The organism is Gemmatimonadota bacterium (assembly GCA_040388535.1).
Lineage (GTDB): Bacteria > Gemmatimonadota > Gemmatimonadetes > Gemmatimonadales > GWC2-71-9 > Palsa-1233.
Genome location: JAZKBR010000004.1, coordinates 552,627 through 579,199 on the forward strand (window position 1 = coordinate 552,627; position 26,573 = coordinate 579,199).

Sequence of the window (26,573 nt, forward strand, 5' to 3'; positions counted from 1 at the left end):
GCACCTGTGTCGGCCACCACCATCCTCAAGCTCTATCTCGCGTCCCTCCTGGTCTGCTTCGGGCTCGACCTCCTCTGGCTCGGGGTCATCGCGCGCGGCTTCTACCAGCACCAGCTTGGAGCACTCCTTCGCCCCGACGTCCGCTGGGGCCCTGCCGTCGCTTTCTACCTCCTCTTCGTGGTTGGGCTCATGGTGTTTGTGATCGTTCCTGCGCTCGACCGCGGCTCGGTGGGCCGGGCGATCTGGTCCGGGGCGCTCTTCGGTCTCGTGGCCTACGCGACCTACGATCTCACCTCACTCTCGCTGGTGCGCGACTTCCCGGCGCCGGTGGCCGTCGTCGACATGGCATGGGGGGCAACGGTGGCCGCCCTGGTGTCGGCTGCGGGCTACGGCGCCGGTCGCTGGCTTACCGCGACCTGAGCGACCGCGTACTATCCACGCCATGGATCCGCTCTCCGATGTGCTCCGGGTCGTCCGGCTCGATGGCGCATACTTCTACCCCGTCGAGGCGGCGGCCCCCTGGCGGGTAGAGGCGGAGGCCGCCAAGCAGCTGCTGCCCCGGATCCTGCCGCGAGCGCAGCACCTGATTTCCTACCACGTCCTCACCGAGGGAGTCTGCTTCGGTGGACTCGCCGGCGAGGCGATGGTCGAACTCGCGCCGGGAGATGTGATCGTCTTCCCCCACGGCGATGCCCACGTGATGGCGAGCGCGCCCAGCTTGCAGGTCGGCGTCGATCGCCGCAGCTCGGCGCCCGACCGCTATCCCACCACGGTGATCCTTGGCGAGGGTGGACCGACCACCGCCACCTTCGTCTGCGGCTTTCTCGGCTGCGACCTCCAGCCCTTCAATCCGCTCCTCGCGTCCTTGCCTCGCCAGATGCATATCCGCGGAATGTCGAGCGGCTGGCTCGGCGGCTCGACCCGACTGATGACCGACGAAGCCCGACATGATCGAGCCGGCGCCAGTGAAGTGCTCACGCGGATGGCGGAGCTGATGTTCATCGAAGTGGTGCGTCGCTATCTGGAGGAGTTGCCGCAAGGGCAGCGCGGCTGGCTCGCCGGCCTGCGCGACGAGGTCGTGGGTCGCGCACTCGCACTGCTGCATGCCGATCCGGGGCACGCCTGGACTCTCGCGACGCTGGCGCAGGCCGTTGCCTCGTCCCGCTCCAAGCTCGCCGAGCGATTTACCCATCTGGTCGGTCAACCGCCAATGCAATACCTCACGCAGTGGCGAATGCAGGTCGCCTCAACCCTCCTGCTCCAGGGTGGCTGGAAGGTCGCGTCGGTCGGTGGTCATGTCGGCTACGATTCCGAAGCCGCCTTCAGCCGCGCCTTCAAGAAGTCGACCGGACTCGCTCCCGGGGCCTGGCGAGAAGCACGTCGCAGCGGCTAGGCACGATGGACGCTGGCACAAGAGCAGTGGACGATCAGTCATTGGCGCTCTCGCCTGGTCCCGACAGAATCCGCACACGTGAATTGATGACCGTGCCATTTTCTGTTGAGGAGTCCGATGCCCCCGAAGCGCCCCCCCTCACCGACACTCGCTGCCATTCCCACCGTTCCGCTGCCGACCTGGTCCGAAGACCCGCTCGCTGCGCGGGCGCGATCGATCTGGGGAGCGGCCGATTTCCTCCCGATCGCGCGCTCCTTCGAGCCGGGCGCCCGCGAATTCATCTCGCGACTGGCCCTGCGCGTCGGTCAGTCGGTGCTCGACGTGGCCTGCGGCACCGGCAATCTTGCCATTCCGGCAGCCAGCGCCGGCGCACGGGTCACCGGCGTCGACATCGCCCCGAACCTGATCGCCGCCGCGCGCGCCGAAGCACGTGCCGCCGGTGTGCCGGTGCAGTTCGACGTCGGTGACGTCGAGCTGCTCCCCTACGCCGACCAGCAATTCGACGCGACGATCACGATGTTTGGCGCGATGTTCGGGGCGAGGCCGGACCGGGTCGCCGCCGAGCTGCTGCGGGTGACGCGGTCTGGCGGGCGCATCGCCATGGCAAACTGGATGCCGTCCGGATTCGTGGTAGATCTGCTACGCGCCCATACGGCGATCGTGCCGCCTCCTGCGGAGCTGCCAAGTCCGCTCCTCTGGGGCGACGAGGCAACGGTGCGCCTGCGGTTCGGCAATGCGGTGACAGCGTTCACGTGTGTACCGCGAAGCATCCATCTCCGATTCGAGATTCCGCCAGCCGCGGTCTCGGAACTCTTCGCCACCTGCTATGGCCCGACTGTGGCCACCCTGAAGGCCGCCGAGACGGTGAGTCGGCAGGCCCTGCGAGATTCCCTCACGCGCCTCTTCGAGAAGCACAACATCGCGGGGGCTGGGGCAACAGAAGTCGTGGGAGAATATCTCGAGGTCTATGCCCGGGTCGCGTAGCGGACGCCAAGTCCAGGCGGCGCCCGGAATCACCCCGCCCGGGGTTGCTCCAGCAGTTGCTGAATCGCAGCGAGCAGTTCGGAGTTGAGGAATGGCTTCGACAGAAATTCGACCCGTTCCCGCTCCCGGACCCGCTCGTGGACCATCTCGCTGCTGAAGCCGCTGATCACGACAAACGGCACGTCGGATCGCAATTGTCGCATCGCGGTCATCGCCTCCTCGCCGTCCAGACGCGGCATGACCAGATCCATGACCACGAGCGCCACCGCGGCGAGGTGCTGCTGAAAGAGTTCGACCCCATCCTGCCCGTCCACCGCCGTGATGACCTGGAATCCGGCGCGCTCGAGCACTCGCTTCGCGATGGACCGGATAACCGCTTCGTCGTCAACGACGAGGATCAAGCTGTGTCCCTGATCGCGGAATGCGCGCTCTGCATCGACGATGGCGGCGGCGCCGGTGACGGCCACGGTGTGGGCCACGACCGCCGGGAAGTAGACCCGGAAGGTGCTGCCGCGACCGAGTTCGCTCTCGACCTGCACGCCCCCGTGATGACCCCGCAACATCCCGAGCGCGGCTGCGAGTCCGAGACCGCGGCCCACGAAGCGGGTCGTGAAGAACGGGTCGAAGATCCGGGAGACCGTCTCAGGCGTCATCCCTTCGCCGGTGTCCTCAACCTCCACCACCACGTAGTCGCCTTCTGTCAGCGTACCGTGCAGATCAAGGCGGGCGATCTCGGCCGTCGCGAGGTGAACTCGCGACGTGCGGACGGCAATCATCCCGCCGCGGGACCCCAGCGCCTCGGTGGCATTCGTGAGCAGCTTGTTCACGATGCGCCCGATCTGCTCCGCGTCACCAAGAATCAGCGGAATGCTGGTGGCCAGCTCCGTGCGCAACTCGACCGCAGGGGGCAGGGAATCCTTCATGGCGTCAACCACCTGGGCAACGACCACCGACAGGTGCAGCTGCTGTCGGTCGACCTCGGCCTTGCCGGTGTAGGCAAGCATCTGCCGCGACAGCTCGGCGGCGCGCTGCGCCGAGATCTCGATCTCGCCGATGTAGTCGAGCACCGGAGAATTCGCCGGCAGGTCGTCGCGGGCAAAGGTCGCGTTGCCCGTGATGCCAAGCAGCAGGTTGTTGAAATCGTGCGCGATCCCGCCGGCGAGCACACTCAGGCTCTCGAGTTTCTGTGCGCGCCGCAGGTGAGCGTCGGTACGCTTCCGCTCGGTGATGTCACGCGCCATCCCGATGGTGCCTGCGACCGCGCCATCGGTCGCAAAGAGCGGGCTCACAGTTGTCTCCACGACGCGCGTGACACCATCGACGTCGTGCTCATGATCGGCACTGATCGTGGCCCGCGACTCGATGGCGCTGCGGGTCTGCCCCGGCACGGCGGCCAGACGGTCGCCAATGCCCAGCTCGTCGTTCGTGTGCCCTTCGATTTCGGCACTGTTCCGCTGCACGAAGCGACAGAAGGCATCGTTTACGGCGGTGTAGCGCCCCTCGACGTCCTTCACCCACATCAGGTCGGAGACGTTGTCGAGAATCGCGCGCTGACGACGGACGCTCTCGGCCAGCGCCGCCTCTGATGCGCGGATCTGAGCGAGCTGGTCGGCGAGCAGGCCATTCACGCTGGCCTGTCGACGCCGCTGCACGAAGAGCGAGAGCCCGATATAGAAGGCGAGCAGGAGTCCGGCAGCGGTCGCAATGACGGCGTAGCGCGAAACCCGCAGCCGGCCCCGAAGCGTCTCGTTCTCTGCCGCCGTCTGATTCGTTTCGTAGATGACCTGCAGATTCTTCAGGATCCGGAACCGCTCGTCATTCTCGACGCTATCCTGCACCGCAGTGCCCTGGGCGGAGTAGCGATAGGCCTTCGCCCAGTCCCCTTTTGCGGCGTAGGCGGAGGCCAGGTGACGCATGATTTCGACATCGCCCTCCCCGCCTGCCACCTTTTCCAGGCCGACCTCAATGGCCTTGTCGGGCTGGTGCAGTTCGAGGTAGACGCGCGCCAGATCGTTGTAGTCATGCAGCTTGATCGCGCGCGGGACGGAATCGGAATTCACGATCGCCAGCAGCTGGGTCAGCGCCCGCTGGTAGTCGCCCTTTCCTTCATAGGCGATCGCGACGCTGCGCAACGCGGTCAGCCCGTTCGCGGTCCGATGCAGCGCGGCCCAGTAGGCGCTGGCCTCCCGCGCTTCGGCAATTGCCTCGTCATAGCGCTTGAGGAAGTTGTAGACCTCGCTCAGCCGGACGTGCACATAGGCCAGTGCACTGGAATCACCGGTCGTTTTCTGGACGGCGAGCGCCTGCTGAGCATACTCGAGGGCCTTGGCGCCGTCGCCATCCAGCAGCAGCAGCGAGGCAATGTTGTTGAAGGCGTAGCCCTTCTCGAGCGGGATGTTCGCGCTGTCGGCGACGCCGAGCGCCAGGAAGAAATGGCGGGAGGCAGCCCGATTCTCGCCGAGCCACTGGTACTCAACGCCGATGAAGTTGAGCGCCTGGGCCTCGCCGCGCCGGAAGCCGATCTGCCGCGCGAGCGTGAGTGCCTGCTGCCCCATGGCGATGGCAGCAGCCTGGTCGTTGCGGCGCAGCTCCCACGACTGGGCATTGAGTCGCAGGACCTTGGCGGTATCGGGGAGGGAGGCGAACGAGGTGTCGGCAGGCGCCTGCCCCCTGCCCCGGGCCGCGACGGCCAGGGTCAGGAGGACCGCAATACGAAATGCGAGTGGTGCGCCAGGTCGCGCCATAGCGCGGCAATATAGGGGAGCCGGGTGCGGTCGCCCTAGTTCTCCGGCCGGGGCGTGGCCCCGCAAGGGGGCCACGCCATGGTTCTGAGCTATGGCGTGCGACCGGCCTGATCTGCGGCCTCGTAATCGGCCTCGTTCCATTCATCGAGCTGGCGCTCGACCGAGTCCTTGGCCTCGCCATAGTGCTTCTGGATCAACCCGACGAGCTGGTCCCGCTTCCCTTCGAGGACGTCGAGTTCGTCGTCGGTGATCTTCCCCCACCGCTCCTTGACCTTCCCCTTCAGGATCTTCCAGTTGCCCTTCGTGATATCGGAATCCATGGACGTTGCTCCTGGTTCAAGTCGTTACACGATTTTCCTGGCGGCAGTGACACCGAGCACGAGCGCAATCACGAACATCACCAGGAAAATGAAGAAGAGGGTCTTGGCGATCCCGGCCGAAGCGGCGGCAATGCCACCGAACCCGAACAGGGCCGCGACGATGGCCACGACCAGAAAAATCATTGCCCAGCGTAACATCAGACTACCCTCCGAGACGGGGGATGAGGGCCGAACGGTGCTGCGATTGCAAAGTGTGTGACGGTCAGCGCGTGCGATGGTGCACATGACTTCGCATCGATGCGTTGCAACCCGTGCAACGGCGCGCCCGACGTACCGTCTCCGTCAGGATCGCACTGACCGGAGAGAGAGATGGCACGCAGCATCTGGAAAGGAACGCTCGGGTTCGGCCTGGTGACCATCGGCGTTGAACTCTTCAGCGCGGAGGCCCCCGAGCGACTCGATCTCGACCTGCTCGACAAACGGGACATGGGTCGGATCGGCTACCTGAAGATCAACAAGACTACGGGGAAGCCCGTCCCGAAGGAGGAGATCGTCCGCGGCTTCCCGGTTTCCGCCAACAAGTACGTCGTGCTATCGGACGCGGACCTCAAGGAAGCCAATCCCGTAGCAACCCGACTGCTCGAAGTCCTCGGCTTCGTCCCCGTCGGCGCGATTCCTCCGCTGTACTTCGCGAAGCCGTACTTCGTGGCGCCCGTGAAGGGGAGCGAGAAGGCCTACAGTCTGCTACGTGACACACTGGCAGAGGCCGGGCAACAGGCCATCGCCCAGGTGGTCATCCGGACACGGCAACACATCACCGCGGTCTATCCCCATGAGCGGCTGCTGATGGCCCAGATCCTTCGCTACGACGATGAACTGCAGACTCCTGAAGACCTCGGCGTGGCACCGCCCAGGAAAGGGGTGGCCACGGCGCCGCGGCCGGCCGAGCTGTCGATGGCGAAAAAGCTGGTGCACGAGATGGCGATCGACTGGACGCCGCGCGCGTACCACGATGAGTACCGGAATGATCTGCTGAAGCTCATCAAGCGACGCACCAAGGGCGCGAGGACATCCAAGGAGCCGGCCGAAGCGCCGCGAGAGACCAAGGTGCTCGATCTGATGGAGGCGCTTCGCAAGAGCGTCGGCGCGCCGCATCGGAAGAGCGGCGCGAAACGGGCCCGCCGGAGCGCCTGATGGCACTCGACGAGTACCGTCGCAAGCGCAGCTTCTCGCACACGACAGAGCCTCGCGGCAGGAAGGCGAAGTCGGCAGGTGGCAATTCGTTTGTGGTGCAACATCACCTCGCGTCGCACGAGCATCACGACTTCCGCCTGGAACTCGACGGCGTGCTGAAAAGCTGGGCCGTGCCCAAACTCGTGAGCAACACTGCCGGGGTGCGCCGCCTCGCCGTGGAAGTCGAGGATCATCCGCTGGCCTATGGGTCATTCGAAGGGGAGATCCCGGCGGGGCAGTACGGTGCGGGCACCGTGCGCATCTACGATCATGGGACCTGGGAGCCCGAGGGCGATCCGCACGAAGGACTGCGCGAAGGCAAACTCACTTTCTCACTCCACGGCAAGAAACTGAAGGGGCGCTGGGTGCTGGTGCGCACCGAAGCGAGTGAGGGGCGCTCCAAACCGCAGTGGCTGCTCATCAAGCGAAAGCGCGAGTGAGTACCCGCGCCCGATTTCTTCCCGTGCAGCTCGCCACCCTGGTCGAGATCGCCCCTGACGACAGCGGCTGGACCTGGGAAACCAAGTACGATGGCTATCGCCTCGAGGCAGTTGTCCGACGAGGCGCTGCGACGCTCTACACGCGCAATGGCAACGACTGGACCGACCGCTTCCCGACCATCGCAGCAGCATTCGCCGACATCACAGCCGCCTCGGCCGTTATCGATGGCGAAGTTGTGATCCTCTCGGCCCGCTCCGCCAACTTCCGCAAGTTGCAGGATTTCCTGGGAGGCGATCAATCGCTCCGGCCGGTCTACTTCGCGTTCGACCTGCTCGAACTCGACGGCCGTGATCTCCGGGGTCTCCCGCTCGCCGCGAGACGCGTTCAACTCGACCGTTTGCTCAAGGGCGCCACTGGCGACGTGCGGATTGGCCAGCGCCTGCGCGGGGCACCCGCAACGCTTCTCGCAAGGGTTTGCGCACAGGGCCGTGAAGGGATCATCGGGAAGCGTCTCGACGCGACATACCACGCCGGCCGGGATTCGTCGTGGATCAAGCTGAAGTGCGGCAAGCGGCAGGAATTCGTCATCCTGGGCTATACCGCTCCGAAGAATTCGCGCAGCGGATTTGGCTCGCTGTTGCTGGGAGTACACGATGCAACCGGGCTACGCTATGCCGGCCGGGTTGGCTCCGGCTTCAGTGACGCGCTGCTGCGATCGATGCACCGAACCCTCGAGTCGCTCGCCGTCGCCAAGGCGCCAACGATTCACTTCCCGGAGCGTCCACCCCGGGGCGTGCACTGGGTCAGGCCGAAACTCGTCGCCGAGGTCTCGTTCAGCGAATGGACGGCAAGCGGCTCGTTGCGACATCCGGTCTTCATCGGCCTGCGACAGGACAAGCCCGCTCACCACATTCAGAAAGAGGTCGCCGCAATGACCCGCTCCCCCGCGGCCACGACGCACCGGCGACAGGCCAAGCCCGATTCGGGCACCACAGTCGCCGGAGTCGAGATCAGCCACCCCGATCGGATCGTCTATCCCGAGGCCGGCATTACCAAGCTGGAGCTCGCGCGCTTCCTTGAGCGGTTCGCGCCGCTGATGCTGCCGCACGTCGGCAATCGGCCGCTATCGCTGGTGCGCTGCCCGGAGGGGATCGCCGAGGAGTGCTTCTTCCAGAAACACTGGACGGGCAAGCTTCCGGATAGCCTCACCTCGGTGGCGATCACCCAGTCCGACCGAGCGAAACATCCCTATGTCGTAGTGAGGGACGCGCGCGGCCTCGTCACCCTCGCACAGTGGGGTGTCATGGAAATACACCCCTGGGGGGCTCGCGCAGATGCTCCCGAGCGCCCCGATCGGATCCTCTTCGATCTCGATCCCGGTCCCGGCGTGAGCTGGGATGACGTCCGGAGCGCCACCTTCGGCCTCCGTTCACTCCTCGATGAGCTGGGCCTCGACTCGTGGGTCAAGACCAGCGGAGGCAAGGGCCTGCACATCATGGTGCCGATCGCGCGAACCGCGACCTGGAAAGAGGTTGCCTCCTTCGCGCAGGCGGTGGCGGTGCATATGGCAACACATTTCCCGGATCGATTCATCGCCAAGGCGTCGAAGGCCGCGCGACGCGGCGTGATCTTCGTGGACTGGCTCCGGAATACGCGCGGTGCCACGGCGGTGGGGACCTGGTCGCCGAGGGCGCGGGTCGAGGCGGGGGTCTCGGTGCCGATCTCCTGGCGGGCCCTGGCCAGCATCGCGAGCGGCAACCAGCATACGCTACCGACGCTGCAGGATGCACCGTTGCCGAGAAGTGACCCGTGGCGCGCTGTCCTGGAGAGTCGTCAGCGTCTCACGAAGGCGATGCGCAAGCAGATCGACGTGTAATGCTCCACGCGGCTGAGTCGTCACCGTCTTGGTACGAACTCAACACGACTCTGTTCGCGTCAGGAGCATCGCATGTCACGCATCGCTTTCGTCGCCGGTCTCCTTGCCCTCTCCGGGAGCGCCGGCTTTGCCTCAGGATACAGCATCTCGATTCCACGCGCCGCCGCCGGAGTACGTTTCACCAATCATCTGTCGGACACGCGGTCGGTTTCCCTCGAAGCCAACAAGCATGTGGTGTTTACCAATGTTGCTGCGGGCGCATCCACGGGTGAGTTGCTGGTGCAGGACACCGTCGTGACGTTCGACCTGAAATGGACCGGCTCCGACAGCGTGGTGGCGACCAGCAACTCGTCGCTGGCAAGCGGCGGCCACTACTCGGTCACGGCCACCCGGGCCAATGGAACGACGCCGATCCTGATCGTGCTGCGCGACACAGTGAGGCTGCTCAAGTAGCCTGCGTACGTGCCATTGCGTCGCGGATCATCGCGACCGTGGCTGCCGGATCTTCGACCTCGATCACGAGACGCGCGAAATGCTCGTGATCGAGTTCCAGCACGACCGCGTGTTCCGGATCCTGGATATCATAGAACACGGCCCCTTCGTGCTGGTAAAAGGTCCCCGCCGTGAGAATGCCCGGGATATTTGTCCCCGGCATCTTCATCCCGTGCCACCATCCGCGCGCCGCTTCCGCGTCGTGGCGGACACTGCGCACGTGCGCGAGCGGAAATTCCAGCTGACTCCGCAACGCCCAGAGCTTGTGCCAGCCTTGCACGTCGCATCGGATGGTATCGCCTGTGATAGTGACCTCGACCACGACTCCCTCCCTTGTGTGGAACTCACATGATCAGCCGATGGCGCACGCCAGGAGCAGCGGATCCGGCAGGTCGCTATGGCATCCAGCGGAGACGCAACGGCCAGGGCTGTTCGACTCCCACCGAGACACCCCACCGCTTCTCGGCGAGGAGGCTGCGCGCAAGATCGACGCGAAGTGCCCCGAGGCGAGCGCCAGGCAGGTCAATCCGGATGCCGGCCCCGGCATCGAGATAGTCGCGACGATCGCTTCCCCCGGCAGGGGAGCTCATGACCCTCGCCGCATCGACAAATGCACCGACCCCGAGACCAGCAAGCCCGATCCTTCCAACCCTGCGATCAATCGAGAGGCCACCGTGCAGAATGGTGCGACCCAGTCGCTGCGTCGGTCGGCGTTCGCTCGGGCTCATCCGGTGCGCGCGCAGCGGAATCGCCCAGGTGAGGTTGCCGCCGGCGAGTGGCCATACGCCTTCAGGCGCATCTGCCGAGGCCCAGTCGCCACCCGCACGCGCGGCGAGTTCAATGCTCGCGGGCCCGCGAGGGGCTTTCCAGGATAGCCGCGCCTGGACTCGCTGATACGCCGGCTGCTGCCGTAGCGGCGCCGCCTGCTCTCCCTGCAAGGACATTACCACACGATCCCGCGCCGAGTGCACGGCTCCGCCGAGGGCGACTGCGACGTAGTCCGCCTCGACCCAACGCTCGTACCGTATCGCACTCATCAACTCGAGATGAGGGCTCAACCAACCGGCGATACCGACGGTGGTGGCTCGCCGTCGCTGACGAGGGATCCCCGAATCCGGGGCAACCTCGGTGAACCGATACTCCTCCCTGCTCTCCTCGACGCTCAGTACGGCCGGGATTCCTACCTTTGCCGGCAGCTCCACACGAAGCGCCAGCCGGGGATGACCGGCGTCCCAGCGCCACTGTCCTGACCAAAGCTCACCAGCGCGGAATGGCGATGCCACGGCGAGGTCGACCTCGCGGAATGAGAGGGCGCTGATGGCATTCATCAGGATCAACCGGCGGGGAGGATCGATGATCGGTCGCTCGACAACGGCGGCCTGAACTTCTGCCACTCCGCCCGACACCGGCGCATACCGTACCGAGCCAATTCCAACAGCCGGTATGTCGCGCAACCGGCGCTCCGCCACGCCACGATTCTCCATCGTGAGCAGGCCGCCCGCCCGGATTCCGATGGCATCCGCGAAGACAGTGAACCTGATCCGCCGAACTCCGACCACGTTCACGAAATCGACCGTGAGCCGGCCGATATGATTCCACGCTGCGAGCGCGCCATCACGATCGCCGGCGAGGTATCGGCTGCTGGCGAGTAGTTGCCATCCGAGAGTGTCAGTGGGGACTTGCGCGAGGTATGCCTGCGCGATGTTCACGGCTTCCGGGTAGAGACCTTGGCGGAAGCGGACCCCCGCGAGTTCCCGGAGCACCAGGGCTTCGCCCGGGCATGCCTGTCGCGCCTTGCCAAGCAGCGAGTCCGCGCGGACGAGCTGATTCTCGCCCGCCTCGGTCACCGCTGCATCAAGCCAGGGACGGCAAGGCAGCGAATCAACGGTGATCGGGGGAAGGTGCGATGGCACCACAGCCGCAACCGGCGGCGGACGGATCAGTAAGGCCCAGCGATCAGCCCCATTCCAGCGCTTCAGAAACGTTTCGATAGCGACCGAGGCGAATGGCGCAACGGCGGGATCATGATAGACCACCCGTGAGTCACTCCAGCCGACAACGACAACGTAGTGGAAGCGATTGCGACCAACCTGGATCAGCGCGATCACGGGAATACTGTCGCGCAACGATTGCATCACTGCATCGGGAGTGCCGGCGATCGCCTGCGTCTGCCAGCCGCGCGACGCAGTCGTTGCGACCAGCTCATCGGTCCGGATCCCCCCTTCGCTCGGCCGCACCAGCGCACCGAACTCCTCCGGGGAGACGCCGCGTTTCCCCCACCAGCGCTCGACCATCGCGACGGCCGCGCCGCCACAGAGCAATTCCGACTGCGCAAGGTAGGGGACCTGCAGTACTGCCGGAGCGCCGCGAGACTGGGCGAGAAGAGCCTGGGGGATACCCGCGATGAGCCCGGACAGCGCGGAGAGTCGCAAGACCAGCCGTGTGCCCGGGCGCATCGAGAGTGGGTCGAACCGCTTACTTGAGGAGCAGGATCAGGATCAGCAGAGCGATGATGATGGCCGTAGTGCTGATCACGACGGTGCTGCTGCCACCGGCACGGATCTTTGCGGCGTAGTCGTTCACGGCCGCGTCATCAAGCGCAGCAACGCGGGCCGAGAGCTGTTCGGCGCTGACGCCCATCTTGCCGGCGGTCGCAATGGCAGCAGGCGTCGCGAGCGTGGTGTTCACCAAGGTACGATTGGTCGCGCTTGGGGGCGTGGTGGTCGCGGCTTCGAGCGTGGTAGTGGAGACGGTGCTCCGCGCCTGGGCCGAGAGCGGGGCGGCTGCCGTGATCGTGACGAGCGCGGCAATCAGGGGCAATGCAGAAATCTTGGACATGGGGACTCCTCAGGACGGCTGTCGCGCCACCGAAGGTGGTGCGTCTGTGAACGATATCCCGGCCCCTTCCGACGAGATATCCGTCATTGGGATGAGCCGGTGCTGCGTTCCAAGGGACGAGTGGCGTCAGCCACGGTGCACAGCCCCGCGGCCTCGCCAGCATCGCACACTTCCCCAGCCGAAGAGCAGGGCCAGGAGCGGAAAGACTGCCGCTCCGATGAACGCGCCCTGACCACCCACCCGGGTCTGTTGCAGGAAATGCGTCACGACCAGCAGGCGAACTGTATAGAACGCGAAGAACGTGCTCAGGGCACCCAGGAGAATTGCGAGCAGTCGCATGACACCCTTACCGTTGGAGGTTGATCTCCAGCCACCTTCAGGGAGGTGCCATGCGCACCCGCCTTCGACTCGTTGCTCCGCAAGTTCTCCTCGCGGTCGTCGCCCATTCGCTAGCCGCTCAGCAGGTCTCCGACACCCTCTTTCAGCCGAGGGTGGGCATTCAAGCATACCCGAAAGGTGCCGGGCCCGCCGTCCTGATTGACGAGGCGCACGTCAACTTCCACACGGTGGAGGGGCGTTACCTGACCTTTGCGCGCCTGCTTCGCAATGATGGCTATGTCGTGAGCGCCAATCGGGTTCCCTTCTCGAGAGCGTCACTGGCGCGGGCCAAGGTGCTGGTCATCGCCAACGCCCTCAACCGGCGCAATGAGTCTCGCTGGGAGCTTCCGACCCCGTCGGCCTTCACCATCGCCGAGGTGGCTGCAGTGAAGTCGTGGGTCGCAGGCGGCGGGTCGCTGCTGCTCATCGCCGACCATATGCCGTTCCCTGGTGCCGCGGCCGAACTCGCGGCGGCCTTCGGCGTCGCCCTCACCAACGGCTTCGTGACCGATTCCATCAGCGGCGAGGGAAACCTCGGCTTCACGCGTGCCACCGGACTGGCCGATCACGTCATTACTCGCGGCCGGACTCCTTCGGAACGCATCGATTCGATCGTGGCATTCACTGGCGAAGCCTTTCGCTTGACCGGACCGGGCAGCGCGCTGATCACCTTCGGGCCGCACACCACCAACTTCTACCCCAGGGAATCTTTCGAGGTCAAACCGGATACTCGACGCGAGCCTGCTCGCGGAATGCTGCAAGGCGCGGCAATCGAATTCGGTGCGGGCCGCGTGGCCGTGTTTGGCGAGGCAGCAATGTTCTCGGCCCAATTGGGCGGACCTGACCACGATCGGATCGGAATGAACGCACCCAACGCTCCGCAGAATGCGCAATTCGCACTCAACGTTGTGCACTGGCTGAGCAAGCTGCTCTAGTCAGGGCATCACCCGCACGGCGATATGCGACGGCCATGCGGGCGTGTGCCAGACCCGATGCTCCGACGGCTGGAAGTCGCCCACCCGCGCCTCGAAGATGTTGGCAACGAAGCGCTGGGGATTCCGGTCATACATCGGGAACCAGCTGCTCTGCACCTGGACCATGATCCGATGTCCCTTCAGGAAGCGATAGAGCTGCTCGTGCAGATCCACCTGATAGGGAATCACCCGGTTTGCTGGAATCGGTGTTGCGCGCTCAAACCCCTTCCAGTAGCGCCCGCGCAGGATGTCGGCGTTCACCATGAACTGGTAGCCGCCCATCTGCGGGTGGTCCGCCACCTCTTCGGGGTAGACGTCGATGAGCTTGACGACCCAGTCGGCGTCCGTCCCCGTCGTGGAAGCAAAGAGGTGCGCCACCACGTTGCCGACAACCGTGATGTCGCTCGTCAGAGCTGCGGAGACCCAGGTGAGCACATCGGGTCGACCGTCCACGAAACGCTGGTCCTGTTGCAGCCAGCTGCTCGCGGCCGACCCATCGTCGGGGCGCGGGGTGTTGGGCACGGGATGCGCCGGGTCAGCACGATAGGCGTCGAACGCCTCCTTTCCCGGCTTCGGCGGATCAAACGACAACACCCCCTGCGCGTGCAGGTAGAACTTCTTCGAGGTCGACTCGCGCGCGGGCCACGCATCAAAGGTCCGCCACTTGTTCGCCCCGGTCTCGAACGCCCAGACTTCGGGGAAGTGACCATCACCCTTGCCGTGCAGGTACCAGGCAAACCAGGGCCGCTGGATCTTGTCACGGAAGTAGTCCCCCGTGGCGCTCCCCAGGGCGATCGGCCCCAGCGAATCGGCACTGCCGCGCGCCCACGCGCCATGTGACCAGGGACCAAGCACCAGCCGGTTGAGCCCCTTGGCGTCGTGCGCTTCCAGTGTGCGATACCCGATCGAAGCGCCGAGGATATCCTCCTCGTCCCACACGCCGCCCACGAAGAGCGTCGGGACCTCGGAGCTGGTGAGGACGCGCTGCATCGCGCGCGCCTGCCAGTAGGCGTCGTACGCGGGATGCGACCGGAACCCGACCCACGAAGGCAACTCGGCGACGCCGGCCGTCTTGCCGATGTTGCTCAGGGTCGCCTGTCGCAGGTAGAACTGGAACTGGTCGTAATCCGGAATGGCGAGGCCATTTGTCCCCTCGATGTATGCCGAGTAGATCACGCCCTGGGTCTGGCGAAAAGCGCCCTGGTGAAAGAAGTCGTCGCCCAGCCAGGTGTCGGCGCTGGGCGCCTGGGGCGAGATCGCTTTCAATGCGGGATGCGGGTGCACACCGGCAAGGCCGGCGAGCCAGCCGCGATACGAAACGCCGAGGACGCCGACCTTGCCGCTGTTGGCGGGAAGCTGCTTGATGAGCCAGTCGATCGTGTCCCACGCATCCGTCGATTCATCGACGCCGCGGGGGTCGCGCGGATCGGCCATTGGTCGACTGGTGACGAAGGTGCCCTCTGATCCGAAGCGCCCACGAATGTCCTCGGTCACGAAGATGTAGCCATCTTCTCCGAGCTCGCGCAGCGAGGCCGGCAGATCAGCTGTGCGGAACTCGCGTGCGGCGCTGAAGGCAGTGCGGATCAGCAGGATGGGAAGTGGCCCCGTGGCGCCCTTCGGGATCAGCGCAACGGCGAAGTGCAGGGTGCCGTCCCGCATCGGGATGCTGAGTTCCTTGCGCTCGTATGTTGTCGATGCGAGTGGGTTCGCTGCAGCGGCTGGGAATGCAGCGCCAACAGCGAGAACGGCGCAGAGTCGGAACATCAGGCGCACAACGCCTCCTTGGGCGGTCGGCTGGGTGACGCCTTGATGTTACCTGTATCGCTGTCGTTCATCCAAGCGGGATGCTAGCGGAGGTACTCCTGCGCCGCCGCGGTAAAGTCAGCTGGCCGGCTGCTGGCACCGAGGAAGAACTCGACCTTGATGCGATCGGCGGCGGTCATCTGCACCAGCATCCAGCCGTAGGTCTCGGTCGCACCAGGGCGACGGATCTGGTAGCCGACGACTCCAGACGCAGGAGTTACGGTGGCGGGATCGGGATCTGAAACACCGATGTTGCCAAAGAACGGTGCTGCGATGGTGCCACCAACCGACACCTGCGGCGCGCCGCTGAAATAGTCGTATACGAATCCGATCGACTTCGCCCACCCTGCCGGGCTCCCCGCGCTCTGGGCATTGACCGGCAGCGAGCTGTGAAACCAGTCGCCCACCAGCTTGCCGGCAATGCCGAAATCGATGCGCCCGTCGCGGTTCGCGGGCACGCCGTCAAAGGTGCGTGAGCGAGCGTAATAGAGAGCACGGAGCGGTTCGGTGAAATACTTGTAGGGCGATACCGCGTGCCGGGTGTTCTCGCCGTAACGCGCCGGATTGACGAGGCCGGGCAGCGTTACGTCGTAGTCGTAGGCGCCCAGGTCAAACGACGGACAAAACCCCGTGGTCGTGCCGATCTGCTGGCCCGCGGTGACGTGGGTTCCCGGAATCATTCCCGATGCAAGCAGCACGTGATCGTAGTAGTAGTGGAAGGTCTTCGTCATCTGGATATCGACCTTGGTGTCGCCGCGGTCTTCGGTGACCAGCACGAAGGTGATGACTCCACTACCGGCAGCATAGATCGGCCGCTTGCTGCAATCGTTGTTCTGCTGATTGCCGCCGTATGCATCGACAAACGAGATGTAGACGTGGTCGGTCGGCAGCACGTGCCCCGGAGGGCCCAGCTTGCCGAGGGGCGTGGTCGAGATCACCCAGGCGGTGTCGATCGGAGAGACGGAGAGGACCCCCGGGCCAGTGGTGGTGAGCCCGTAGGGATTGTTGCCATCGGGGTCGGTCGGGCCGGTGCTCCCGTCACCACAGGCCGGGAGGGCGAGCAGCAGCGCGGCGATGAACGGGCGGAGGCGAGTCGTCATCCCGCAATTATCGGCAACTGTCGGGCCGGGGTGAGTGGCGTGCTACCTCCGCCCCTGCAGTCCCCGACCGATGCCGATCCCCAGCAGTACCCCGGCGGCCACCAGCGCGCAGGCCACGACGGGGAGGATCGGGTTAGCAAGGTGGGCCATTGCGATTGGTGCCGCGACGGTGAATCCAACCACACCGCCGATCAGCGCACCAGCGCGATCCTTGATCGGCAGCCAGCCACGTCGGGTGGCGATCCAGAGCGCCAGGGCGAGGCCAGTCACACCACCGGCAAGGCCGCCGTCATGGAGCCACTGCTTGCCAGAACGCCCGCCGATCAGGGCGCCCGCGACCGCCCCCGCTGCGGTGAGTCCCCAGGCGAGAAAGAAGGTGCGCAATCGTTTGAGCGAGCCCTGCGGAATAGTGACTGACACGCGTCTCCCCTCGGGTGAATGCAGGACTTCGGGGGTTGTGACGACGGCGATGCAGTTCGCGCGCACGCGCGGCGGTCTCTCCAGCCGTGTTACGGTTTTTCCGACGAGATCACCAGAGTGAAGCCATCGGGATCCCTGAGCCGGAATACCCGCACCCCCCAAGGCATATCGGCCGGTTCCGACGCGAGCATGCCGCCGTGCGCCCGCACCCGCTTCGCGATCGAGTCGATACTCTGCGCCGTGGTGAATTGCAGGGAAAACCCCTGCCCCTTTTCGCGATCGATTCCTTTCGCGCCGTCGTCCTGGCCGAGCAGGAGTTCCACCGCGCCGGCCTTGAGCGCCACGGCGACCGGCCTGCCCTCGCGTTCGTAGACTTGGCCCACGTGGAAACCGAGCACGTCACGATACCAGGCGAGACTCACCTGCAGATCCTTGACGGTGAGTGACGCGGACGACTTCCGTGCCCGGAAGGATTCCGGTTCAGTGCGGCGGACGGGGCGGTTCGGCTCGTCGGTCATCAGAACTCCGCGATCTGGGCTGGGGCGTGGTCAATCAACGCAATGAGATGCGATACCGCAGGGCCTCGCCGCTACCGAAAGCCTCCGGCAGCTGGAAGCGTTCGAGCAACACGCCGCCATTTGCTTCGATTACCCGCTGCGACGGCACGTTGTCAGGCAATGTCGTGAGCTCCACATACCGCAACGGCAGCGCCTGGATTTCCACGAGCATCAGGCGAAGTGCTTCACTCGCGTAGCCACGCGCCCGCTTCCACGACACCACCGTATACCCCAGATGCCCGAGGCAGGTCGGCGGGAGCGCCTCACCTCCCGGTTGCCATCGAAAACCTATGGCGCCACAGAACTCACCGTCCCACAGCCAGCGGCGGAAGCCAGGGAGGCGAGCGGTCGTGCTGCCGTCAGGGAGGTGGATCGGCGGCCCCTTCGCGTCGAGATCGTCGTGGCTCTCGAGAAACCGGGTGACATCGGCATCGATCAACGCCAGTTCGTCCGCGGATGACTCCGGCCGGGTGTTGTCCGGATACCAGCCGCGCGTCAGCGCGTCGCGGTAGCTCTCGAGATGTTCAGTCGCCGGGCGAACGAGGCGCATCAACGCGGGTTCCCGGTCCGGCCAGAAAGTTCATTACTCGCCTGAACTGCTCCCGACGACGTGCGGCCCACGCCGGCAGTTGCACCGCGCCAAAGGCAAACACGCCGACACCGATCGCCGCCATCAACCCGACCCCAGTGACGTTGGCAGTCGTGCCGATCCCCGCTGCGATTGCCGTCGCGAGCGACACACCGGAGAGCGCCAATCCGCTGATCATCATGGTACGCGAATCGCCCTTCACGGTGCGAAGGCGAAGCCGGAAGCCGCCAGCCGTGGGCTCGACCAGCGCCTGCAGATTGCCGTTGGTCCACTCGCGAAAGGCGCCATCCTGGCGCATCCGCCCCTTGGCATTGAAGGTATCTCGCAGATGGGCAACGAGTCGCCCCCAATCGTCGTCGGTAAACGGTCGGTCGAATTCCGCTGTCTCGCCGACGCCGAGGGTCAGGCCGAGCAGTTGCTGCGAGGTCGACCCGCGCGCGACATCGAGTGAGCGTGCGGCGTGCGAAATCGCCTCGGGTGAGAAGCCTGCCTCGCGGCCGATTTCGTGGAGGGCGGCGAGTGTCAACCCGTTCGCCTCCTGCGGCACCGGCGACAGCGCACTCTCGCTCTTCGCGGCCCGCTCGAAGATCGTGGCGATTTCCTCATCGGTGTAGCGTCGCTCACTCATGGCCGAAGAAGCTCACCGGGAGCGGGAGGGGAGTCAATGGAACTCAACGCGGCGGCTCCTGCCGCGCTGCCCGATCCACCGCGTCCACCGCCGCCTGCACCTCGGCAGCCGAGGGGCGCGGCGCCACTTCAGCGTCGGCCAGCCCCAGGCTCCAGCTCGCGCGCTCGATCACCGCGGCGCCACGCTCGGCGGGCAGCGACTCGCCGAACGCCAGCTCGACCCGGCGACAGATGCGCTCCTCGCGCGGGGGGTCGGGGAAGGTGTGGTTGGGTGCACCACGATGGATCCGGGCGTGCGTCGCCTCGTGAATCAGGCTCGACGCGACGACCTCGACACCAATGTCGCGTCGGGCGAGGAAGGTCAGCTCGGTGAGAATGGTGCGGTATGCCGGCAGGTAGGCACCGCGACAGCCATAGCGCTCGACAATGATCTTCTCGACATCGCGCCGCATGTGCCTGAGCCGAATCGGCTGGTATTCCTCGAGCATGCCGATCGCGTCGTCGAGTCGCGCGAGCACATCGGCGGTAGCGATTTCAGGTCGAGTGTTCGTGACCTCGACCAGGAAGCCGCGCACCTGATGCACCTCGGCCAACGTCGCGCCGGCTGCCCGGGCCAGTCCCAGGAATGCATGGTTGAAGCGCTCGCGCAGGCCCATCGGTCCTCCCCTTGAACTCCCGTGACGCCTCCAAGAATACTGCTGTGCGGGCCGCGGTCCCGCTGTCGTCATTGGATAGGTTACCGGATCCCGCATCCCGGTTATTTTCAGACTTCACTCGCCCAACTCCAGCAACGCGATGGCCCGACCCGCCATCACTCCTGCTCCCGCCCCCGGGACAGAGGCTTCGATGGACCAGGCCGGTTTCCCCATTGTCGGTATCGGCGCCTCAGCCGGCGGTCTCGAAGCGTTCCGAAGCTTCTTCGAGCGGATGCCTGCCGATAGCGGGATGGCCTTCGTCCTCATCCTGCACCTGCCGGCCGATCGCAAGAGTCTCCTCCCGGAGATTCTCGGGCGCTGGACCTCGATGCGGGTGATCGAGGCCACCAACGACACCCGGGTCATGCCCGATTGCGTCTACGTGCCCCTGCCGCACTCGCTGGTCAGCTTCGAAGCGGGAAGCCGCCAGCTCCAAGTGGTCCACATCGACGACAACAAGCTTTTCCGACCGATCGATACCTTCTTCGACTCGCTCGGCGCTGCGATGGGCGACCGCGCTGTCGGAATCGTCTTGTCGGGCACGGGGAGCGACGGCTCCCTCGGTCTCAAGGCCATCAAGGAGCGAGGCGGGCTCACCTTCGCGCAGGGGAGCGATGGCACCGCCCCGCAACACGCCGGGATGCCCGCCGGTGCCATTGCGACCGGTGCCGTCGACGTCATCGCCTCGGTCGAGGAGATCCCCGCGCACCTCCTGCGGCTGCGCGGGAGTCGACTCTCGGTCCTCGACTCACCCTTCGACTCGGCCAGTCAGGTCGAGGCCGCCCGACTCGCGATCTGCGACATCCTCCGGTCCCAGTTGGGACACGACTTCAGTGGTTATCGCGACAAGACCTTCCTGCGCCGGGTGCAGCGCCGGATGCAGGTGGTAGGCGTCACCACGCTCGAGCAATACATCTCGCGCCTGCTGACCGACCACGAAGAGGTTGTTTCCCTGTTCCGGGACCTGCTGATCCGGGTGACCTCGTTCTTCCGGGACAAGGAGACGTTCGATGTCCTTGAAGCGGACGCTATCCCGCGCCTCTTCGCCGGCAAGGGGGCGGACAATACGGTGCGCGTCTGGGTCCCAGGGTGCGCGACCGGTGAGGAGGCCTACTCGATCGCCATCCTGCTGCGCGAGCAGATGGATCGTCTCGTTGGTGCCCCGCGGGTACAGGTGTTCGCGACCGACATCGACGAAGCCGCGATCGACGCGGCGCGTCTTGGTCGCTACCCGGCAACGCTCCTCGAGGGACTCTCACCCGAACGCCGCGAGCGATTCTTCAAACCTTCGCGCGGGAGCTTCGTGGTCAGCAAGGAGATCCGTGATCTCTGCATCTTCTCGACACATAACCTGCTGCGTGATCCGCCGTTCTCCCGAATGGACCTGGTCTCGTGCCGGAATCTGTTGATCTACCTCGATACCACGCTGCAGGCGAGCGTGATCCCGGTGCTGCACTACGCCTTGCGCCCAGGCGGCGTCCTGCTGTTGGGCGGCTCCGAATCGACCAGCAAGCACACCGATCTCTTCGACCCGGTCGACAAAGCCCGGCGGATCTTCCGTCGCCGGGATGGCCGCAGTCAACCGTTGCAGCTCTCCGCTACCGACCTCGGGGCCGCCGTCTCACGAGGGGTGACCGGAGACTCTGCGAGCTCATTCTCCCGCTTCACGGATTCGCGCATGCCTGATCATCACGAGCCGCGTTCGCCACTCGCCGGTCCGGGAGGCGCGCCGCTCTCTGATCCGAATCCTCCGGACCGCCCCGGCGGCGAGCATCGCGGCACCAGCGGTGCGCTGTCCCGATTCTGGCGACGACTCACGCCCTACAGGAAGAGTTCAAAGCGGCTCGAGAGCGACCTCTACAGCACGCAGGAGGCCCTGCAGTCGCTGGCCGAGGAACACCAGACGGCCCTCGAGGAGCTGCGCAGCTCGAACGAGGAACTGCACTCGGTCAACGAGGAGATGCAGTCCACCAACGAGGAACTCGAGACCTCGAAGGAGGAGCTGCAGTCGCTCAACGAGGAGCTGCACACGGTCAACGGCCGCCTGACCGAGAAGGTGGACGAACTCGACGCTGCCAATAGTGATTTGCGCAACCTGTTCGAGAGCACCGAAATAGCGATGGTCTTCCTCGATCGCGATCTGGTGATCCGCAGCTTCACGCCAGCGATCGCCGCGCTCTACAATCTCCTGCCTGGCGATCACGGTCGCCCACTCACGGACATCGTGAGCCAGCTCGAGTATGACAGCCTGCTCCCCGATGTCGAACAGGTCCTGAGTACGCTGCAACCACTCGAGCGACGCGTTACCCTGAATGACCATTCGCGCCATTACATCATGCGGATCCTGCCGTACCGGGAGCCCGATCGTGCCGTAAGCGGAGCGCTCGTGACGTTTGTCGACGTCACGACGATCGTGCAGGCGGAGGTGGCGCTGCGCGAGGCTGAACTCCGCAAGGATGCCTTCATCGCGACGCTTTCGCACGAGCTCAGGAATCCCCTGGCACCGATCCGCACGGCCGCCGCGATGCTGGTGACCTCGAATCTCGGATCGGAGCAGCTTGGCAAGGCGCAGTCGATCATCGCCCGGCAAGTCCTCCACCTGACTTCCCTGCTCGATGACCTGCTCGACGTCTCGCGAATCGCCCGCTCCGCGGTCGTGCTCCGGAAGCATCCGGTGGCGCTCCAGACCATCCTGAACGACGCCGTCGAGACGATCCAGCCGACGATCGACGCCAAGCACCAGACGCTTGAAGTTGCCCGACTCGAAGAACGCATCGCCCTCGAGGTTGATCCGGTCCGGCTGACACAGGTCGTCAGCAACCTGCTCAACAACGCGGCGAAGTACACGCCGTCGGGCGGCCATATCACGCTGAGCTGTCGGCTCGATGCGGAGTGGCTGCACCTCGTCGTCCGCGACGACGGGATCGGCCTCGCCCCCGAGATGCTGCAGAAGGTCTTCCACATGTTTGCCCGCGCCGACGTCGCGATCGATCGGGCCGAACAGGGCCTCGGTATCGGACTCGCACTGGTGAAGGGACTTGTCGAACTGCACGGCGGGAAGGTCATTGCGCGGAGTGCTGGGCTGGGCAAGGGGTGCGAGTTTGAGGCGTCGCTACCGCGGTCACTCGTGGTACCCTACGACCGGATTCCGACAACCTCATCGACTGCCACCCACCCAGACGTTCTGCCCCGCGTGCTGATCGCCGACGATAACGAAGACGGCGCCGAGGCATTGCAAATGCTGCTGGCACTCGACGGCTACGAGGTCCATGTGGCGAATGGAGGCGAGCAGGCGCTTGCGCTCGCGGCGAAGGTTCACCCCGACGTCTGTGTCTTCGATATCGGCATGCCGGGGATGACCGGCTACGAACTCGCCAAGCGAGTCCGGCGCGAACCCTGGGGAAGCCAGCTCACCCTCATCGCCGTGACCGGCTGGGGCCAGGAGCGGGATGTGCGCAGCGCCCGCGAGGCCGGCTTCGACCACCACCTGACCAAGCCAGTCGACCCCGATCGCCTTCGCGCGCTCTTCCCGCCGCCACTGAGCCGCGACGAAGGCTAGTTCACTGCCGGGAAGGAGGCGGCCAAGAGGCGCAGGAGTGCGCCGTGGTCGATCGGCTTCACCAGATGGCTGTCGAAGCCTTCTTCGCGTGACCGACGGCGGTCCTCCTCCTGGCCCCATCCCGTCTGCGCAATCACCACCATCTCCTTCCCCCAGCTCTGCTCCCGAATCGTCCGGCAGACTTCATAGCCGTTGAGCTTGGGGAGGCCGATGTCGAGCAGGACCAGCTCCGGTCTGAACGATTCCGCCCGAACCAGCGCGTCCTGACCGTCGTAGGCGGTTTGCGTCTCGTGCCCCTCAAGTTCGAGCAGCATGGCGAGACTGTCGGCACTGTCGCGATTGTCGTCCACGACCAGCACCCTGCGCCCGGCGCTCCGCTCAACACGCGTGCTCGTCGCTTGCTCCGCCGGCGCTGCGGACTGATCCTGCAGGATTGGGAGCCGCAGCTCGAACTCACTGCCGCGCCCGAGACCTTCGCTGCGCGCAGTCACCGTCCCCTGGTGCAGTTCGGCGAGGCGTTTCACCAGTGAGAGACCAATACCAAGGCCGCCCTCATCACCGCCCTCGGCACGATCCGCCTGAGTGAAGAGATCAAAGATCTGGGGCAGCATCTCGGCGGAAATCCCGACGCCATTGTCGCGGACGCTGATCATCACGGCGCCGTTGCCACAACTGGCAGTGAGCGAGATGCGGCCACCCGGCGGTGTGTACTTGCAGGCGTTGATCAACAGGTTGCCCAGCATCTGCGTCAGTCGCACCGGGTCGGCATCGAGGTATACCGGCTCGGGGGGCAGGTTGGTCGTGAGTTCGTGTCCCGCCCGCTCGCACAAGTGCCGAACTCCGTCGACCGCATGATGCACGACCGACGCCAGTTCGACCCGGCCGCGCTTGAGCTGAAGCCGGTCGCGGGTGATCCGGCTCACGTCGAGCAGGTCGTCGACCAGTCGGACCAGCTGCGAGAGCTGACGCTCGATCGCGCCACGCGACTGCGCGATAAGGTCGGGGTCGGCGCCAGCACGCTTCATCAGTGCCAGCGAGTTGGAGATCGGTGCGAGGGGATTGCGCAACTCGTGCGCAAGCGTCGCCAGAAACTCGTCCTTCCGGCGATCTGCCTTCTGCAATTCGCCGTAGAGCTGGGAATTCTCGATCGCGATCCCGGCGCGGCGAGCAAGGTCGCTGGCGACGGCGAGATCCCGCTCGTCGTATCGGTGTCCCGACTCCGCCGTGATGAAGGTGATGGCGCCGAGGGTCCTGCCGCGAACGGTGAGCGGCACCCCGATGTAGGAGCGCAGCCCCAATTCGCGAGCGATGCGCAGTTGCTCGACATCCCTGACCGAGCGCTCCAGCAAATCGTCAGAAATGAAGGGCACCAACTCCGCCTGACCCGTGCGGAGGATGTTGCCGACACCCTGCGGTTGCGAGAGGTCCGGCGGATATCGCCGGTGGAGATCCTCGGCGAGTTCCAGTTTCCTGGGATCCACGTGCGCCGTGGCGATCCGGCGCAGTGAGCCATCCGGTTCGAGAAAGTCGACCGAGATCCAGTCGGCAAAGTACGGTACGCCGAGGGCCGCCACGTTCTGCAGGATCGTATCGAGGTCGGTGGGAACCGCGAGCGCCGCGCTCGCGTCGGCCAGGAACTGCGACGTCTGCTGCGCCCGCTTGCGTTGCGTGACATCGAGCCCGATGCCGATCATCCGTTCCGACTGTCCCGCCGTGCCAGGCAGGGCGCGCCCAGTCCCGGCAATCCAGGCAATGTCGCCATTCGGCCGTGGGTTGCGGAATTCCACATTGAAGCCGGAGCCCGACTCGACGGCGCGGCCGATCGCTTCACTCACGCGAGGGCGATCGGCCTCGAGGATCAATTCCTGGAACGCCTCGAAAGTGCCGCCAAAAGTGCCCGGTGCCAGTCCGTGCAGTGGCTCGAGCTGTTCGGTCCAGGAGAGCGCGCCGGTCTTGATATTCCAGTCCCAGACACCCATGCCACCAGCCTCGAGCGCCAGTCGGAGTCGCTCCTCGCTGGCACTGAGCCTCACTTCGCTTTCCTTCCGTTCAGTGACGTCCTCGGCCACAAAACAGAAGCGCGTCCGCCCCGACGGACCCACCCCAATCGGGCAAACCGTCGCGGAGAGCCAGCGAACGCCATCGGGTCGATCGAAGCGTTGCTCGAAGTGCACCGGTTCTCCGAGCCGCTCACTTTCGGCGTAACGGACGAGCCGGCCTTGCAATTCTATCGGATCGACCCCGATGTCAGCGAGTGAACGCTTTCCTTCCAGCGTGCCTGGATCGGCGCCGAAGAATCGGCAGCTGGCCGGATTGTCGTAGATGTGGAGCAGGTCGCCCTCGGCGGTCGGCTCCACGATTCCCATGCAGGCAGGGGAGGTGTCGTAGAAGGCGCGGAGGGTCGCCTCGCTTTCGCGCATCGCAGCCGCAGCAGCGTTGCGCGCGGTCACGTCGAGCGTGAAGCAGCGGGTATGAATGAACTCGCCGTTTTCGAAGAGCACGTTCGAGCTGATGAGCACTTCGCGGATCGAGCCATCCTTGTGCCGGAGCCGGGCGGGGTATTCGTGCAGGGATTCCCCGATGGCAAGGCAGCGAAGGATCTCCGCAATGGCGTCATCGTCGGCGTGGAAGTCCGCAACCTTGCGACCGATAAAGTCCTCGCGCGCGTAACCCAGCAGGTCCAGCTCCGCCTGGTTGACCCGCAGAACGGTGCCATCCGGGCCGACCCAGTGCAGGCCGATCGAGGCATTGTCAAAGAGATCGCGCAGTTCGAGTTCACTCCGTTGCAGCGCCGCCTGCTGGCTCCGACGCTCGGCAATATCCCGGAACATCAGCGCGGTGCCCACCGACTCGCCGCTGTCATTCTTGATCGTGGCGCAGCTCTCCTCGATGAGACGCTCGGTACCATCCCGAGCAATCAGGATGGGATGGAGTGGTCCCTTGGGCCCCACCGGCCGACTCGCTCCGGGTGCGAGGCATTCGACCGGCTGCCGGTGCTCCTCGTGCACGATGCGAAAGACCACGTCGAGTGGCTGACCGATGGCGGCGCGATTGGTCCAGCCGGTGAGCGCTTCAGCGGCAGGGTTGATCCTGGTGATCAGGTCTTCTGTATCGGTGGTAATGATGCCATCGCCGATGCTGGCGAGTGTGATCCGTAACAGGTCACTCTCGGTCTCCGAGCGAATTCGTGCCCGGCGCTGGGTATGGACGAGCCAGATGGCTGCAAGCCCCAGCAGCACGAACGCCCCGAGTCCGATCGCCTGCGCTTCCGTGCGGATCGCGAAGGTGTACGTCGGCACGAGCAGCAGGTAGTCGACGCCAAGGCCGCCGACCACCAGCGCAAACAACCCCGGCCCAGTGCCGCCATACCAGGCAGCAAAGGTGATGGCGATAAGCGTGAGCGTGAACGGCACCGTCTCGCCCAGAATCGGCGTCAACGAGAGCCGCACGCCGACCGCTGTGACCACAGCGGCAAGGGCTACACCATAGGCCGCCAGAGACTTACGGAGCGCCATCACACGTTCCTTGTGGGAGATCGGGGTCAGCTGGC

The 26,573-nt window shown here is 65.3% G+C and carries 24 protein-coding genes; 9 read left to right on the forward strand and 15 right to left on the reverse strand.

Annotated elements, in window-relative coordinates:
• The first annotated feature begins 6 nt into the window (after window positions 1-6).
• The 3 genes from V4558_12460 to V4558_12470 all read left to right on the forward strand — a co-directional run bounded on the left by V4558_12460 (window position 7) and on the right by V4558_12470 (window position 2,377).
• Window positions 7-420: a DUF2177 family protein gene (locus V4558_12460; protein ID MES2306318.1), complete on the forward strand. Its 414-nt coding sequence runs from the start codon at window positions 7-9 to the stop codon at window positions 418-420.
• 22 nt (window positions 421-442) lie between these two features.
• Window positions 443-1,393, forward strand: coding sequence for an AraC family transcriptional regulator (locus tag V4558_12465; protein MES2306319.1), 951 nt, complete (start codon window positions 443-445; stop codon window positions 1,391-1,393).
• Window positions 1,394-1,510: 117 nt separating this feature from the next.
• Window positions 1,511-2,377, forward strand: a complete 867-nt coding sequence (locus V4558_12470; protein ID MES2306320.1) for a methyltransferase domain-containing protein — start codon at window positions 1,511-1,513, stop codon at window positions 2,375-2,377.
• A 29-nt stretch (window positions 2,378-2,406) separates the two neighbouring features.
• Here V4558_12470 and V4558_12475 read toward each other — a convergent pair whose 3' ends face one another.
• From V4558_12475 to V4558_12485, 3 genes are all read right to left on the reverse strand, one after another.
• Complete coding sequence (locus tag V4558_12475) at window positions 2,407-5,121, reverse strand: response regulator (protein ID MES2306321.1); 2,715 nt, start codon at window positions 5,119-5,121, stop codon at window positions 2,407-2,409.
• A gap of 89 nt (window positions 5,122-5,210) precedes the next feature.
• Window positions 5,211-5,441: a CsbD family protein gene (locus V4558_12480; protein MES2306322.1), complete on the reverse strand. Its 231-nt coding sequence runs from the start codon at window positions 5,439-5,441 to the stop codon at window positions 5,211-5,213.
• Between the two features lie 24 nt (window positions 5,442-5,465).
• On the reverse strand, window positions 5,466-5,639 hold the full coding sequence (locus V4558_12485; protein ID MES2306323.1) for a DUF1328 domain-containing protein: 174 nt from the start codon (window positions 5,637-5,639) through the stop codon (window positions 5,466-5,468).
• Window positions 5,640-5,810: 171 nt separating this feature from the next.
• On the opposite strand from V4558_12485, the gene V4558_12490 reads away from it, so the two are divergent.
• The 4 genes from V4558_12490 to V4558_12505 all read left to right on the forward strand — a co-directional run bounded on the left by V4558_12490 (window position 5,811) and on the right by V4558_12505 (window position 9,444).
• Window positions 5,811-6,635 carry a Ku protein gene (locus tag V4558_12490; GenBank protein ID MES2306324.1) on the forward strand — a complete coding sequence of 275 codons (825 nt, stop codon included), beginning with the start codon at window positions 5,811-5,813 and terminating at the stop codon, window positions 6,633-6,635.
• A complete protein-coding gene (locus V4558_12495) occupies window positions 6,635-7,114 on the forward strand; it encodes a DNA polymerase ligase N-terminal domain-containing protein (GenBank protein MES2306325.1) in 480 nt (159 codons plus the stop codon). Before V4558_12490 ends, V4558_12495 begins: the two co-directional genes overlap by 1 nt.
• Window positions 7,111-8,991, forward strand: coding sequence for a DNA ligase D (gene ligD, locus V4558_12500; protein MES2306326.1), 1,881 nt, complete (start codon window positions 7,111-7,113; stop codon window positions 8,989-8,991). The genes V4558_12495 and ligD overlap by 4 nt, the downstream gene beginning before the upstream one ends.
• A 72-nt stretch (window positions 8,992-9,063) precedes the next feature.
• The gene (locus V4558_12505) at window positions 9,064-9,444 is read left to right on the forward strand and encodes a hypothetical protein (GenBank protein MES2306327.1); all 381 of its coding nucleotides are present in this window, start codon (window positions 9,064-9,066) and stop codon (window positions 9,442-9,444) included.
• Here the strand turns inward: V4558_12505 and V4558_12510 are convergent.
• The 4 genes from V4558_12510 to V4558_12525 form a co-directional block, all read right to left on the reverse strand.
• On the reverse strand, window positions 9,437-9,805 hold the full coding sequence (locus V4558_12510) for a hypothetical protein (GenBank protein ID MES2306328.1): 369 nt from the start codon (window positions 9,803-9,805) through the stop codon (window positions 9,437-9,439). The genes V4558_12505 and V4558_12510 overlap by 8 nt on opposite strands.
• A gap of 73 nt (window positions 9,806-9,878) precedes the next feature.
• Window positions 9,879-11,939: a papain-like cysteine protease family protein gene (locus V4558_12515; protein ID MES2306329.1), complete on the reverse strand. Its 2,061-nt coding sequence runs from the start codon at window positions 11,937-11,939 to the stop codon at window positions 9,879-9,881.
• A gap of 19 nt (window positions 11,940-11,958) precedes the next feature.
• Window positions 11,959-12,321 (reverse strand): hypothetical protein, encoded by a 363-nt coding sequence (locus tag V4558_12520; GenBank protein ID MES2306330.1) that lies wholly within the window; start codon window positions 12,319-12,321, stop codon window positions 11,959-11,961.
• Window positions 12,322-12,447: 126 nt separating this feature from the next.
• Window positions 12,448-12,660: a hypothetical protein gene (locus tag V4558_12525; GenBank protein MES2306331.1), complete on the reverse strand. Its 213-nt coding sequence runs from the start codon at window positions 12,658-12,660 to the stop codon at window positions 12,448-12,450.
• A 50-nt stretch (window positions 12,661-12,710) separates the two neighbouring features.
• Here V4558_12525 and V4558_12530 point away from each other — a divergent pair, with 50 nt between their 5' ends.
• The gene (locus V4558_12530) at window positions 12,711-13,634 is read left to right on the forward strand and encodes a DUF4350 domain-containing protein (GenBank protein ID MES2306332.1); all 924 of its coding nucleotides are present in this window, start codon (window positions 12,711-12,713) and stop codon (window positions 13,632-13,634) included.
• On the opposite strand, the gene V4558_12535 is transcribed toward V4558_12530, so the two are convergent.
• From V4558_12535 to V4558_12565, 7 genes are all read right to left on the reverse strand, one after another.
• On the reverse strand, window positions 13,635-15,437 hold the full coding sequence (locus V4558_12535) for a CocE/NonD family hydrolase (GenBank protein ID MES2306333.1): 1,803 nt from the start codon (window positions 15,435-15,437) through the stop codon (window positions 13,635-13,637).
• A gap of 83 nt (window positions 15,438-15,520) precedes the next feature.
• A complete protein-coding gene (locus V4558_12540) occupies window positions 15,521-16,576 on the reverse strand; it encodes a hypothetical protein (protein ID MES2306334.1) in 1,056 nt (351 codons plus the stop codon).
• 42 nt (window positions 16,577-16,618) lie between these two features.
• Window positions 16,619-16,996, reverse strand: a complete 378-nt coding sequence (locus tag V4558_12545) for a hypothetical protein (protein MES2306335.1) — start codon at window positions 16,994-16,996, stop codon at window positions 16,619-16,621.
• Between the two features lie 89 nt (window positions 16,997-17,085).
• Complete coding sequence (locus V4558_12550) at window positions 17,086-17,514, reverse strand: VOC family protein (GenBank protein MES2306336.1); 429 nt, start codon at window positions 17,512-17,514, stop codon at window positions 17,086-17,088.
• A 34-nt stretch (window positions 17,515-17,548) separates the two neighbouring features.
• Window positions 17,549-18,106, reverse strand: a complete 558-nt coding sequence (locus V4558_12555) for a GNAT family N-acetyltransferase (protein MES2306337.1) — start codon at window positions 18,104-18,106, stop codon at window positions 17,549-17,551.
• Window positions 18,078-18,770 (reverse strand): hypothetical protein, encoded by a 693-nt coding sequence (locus V4558_12560; protein MES2306338.1) that lies wholly within the window; start codon window positions 18,768-18,770, stop codon window positions 18,078-18,080. The genes V4558_12555 and V4558_12560 overlap by 29 nt, the downstream gene beginning before the upstream one ends.
• A 43-nt stretch (window positions 18,771-18,813) precedes the next feature.
• Window positions 18,814-19,425 carry a hypothetical protein gene (locus V4558_12565; GenBank protein MES2306339.1) on the reverse strand — a complete coding sequence of 204 codons (612 nt, stop codon included), beginning with the start codon at window positions 19,423-19,425 and terminating at the stop codon, window positions 18,814-18,816.
• Between the two features lie 190 nt (window positions 19,426-19,615).
• Here V4558_12565 and V4558_12570 point away from each other — a divergent pair, with 190 nt between their 5' ends.
• Window positions 19,616-23,023 (forward strand): CheR family methyltransferase, encoded by a 3,408-nt coding sequence (locus V4558_12570; protein MES2306340.1) that lies wholly within the window; start codon window positions 19,616-19,618, stop codon window positions 23,021-23,023.
• Here the strand turns inward: V4558_12570 and V4558_12575 are convergent.
• On the reverse strand, window positions 23,020-26,538 hold the full coding sequence (locus V4558_12575) for a PAS domain S-box protein (GenBank protein MES2306341.1): 3,519 nt from the start codon (window positions 26,536-26,538) through the stop codon (window positions 23,020-23,022). The two genes, V4558_12570 and V4558_12575, sit on opposite strands and share 4 nt — an antisense overlap.
• Between the last annotated feature and the right edge of the window lie 35 nt (window positions 26,539-26,573).